The organism is Nocardia abscessus (assembly GCF_015477775.1).
Lineage (GTDB): Bacteria > Actinomycetota > Actinomycetes > Mycobacteriales > Mycobacteriaceae > Nocardia > Nocardia abscessus_A.
In genome coordinates, this window is the sequence record NZ_JADLQO010000085.1 from 1 (window position 1) to 255 (window position 255).

Below are 255 nucleotides of genomic sequence, written 5' to 3' on the forward strand. Positions count from 1 at the left end.
TTGGTGGAGTTGCTGGATCCGGTGCGTTCGCCGGCGCGGCATCCGTTGTTCCAGGTGATGTTGACCTTCCAGAATTTGGCGCGTACCGAACTGGAGTTGCCGGGACTGTCGGTGTCGGCGGTGGATTCGGCGGTGCCGTTGGCGAAGTTCGATCTGCAGGTGGCGGTGGCGGAGAACGTCGATCGTCATGGTGGGTCGGGGGGTATGTCGGTGGCGTTCACGTATGCCACGGAGTTGTTCGATCCGGCGACGGTG

At 62.7% G+C, this 255-nt stretch carries 1 protein-coding gene; it reads left to right on the forward strand.

The genetic code is table 11. The annotated features are described in order from the left end of the window. Nucleotides 1-255: condensation domain-containing protein (locus tag IU450_RS39380; RefSeq protein ID WP_195154793.1), on the forward strand; the 255-nt coding region annotated here is incomplete at both ends.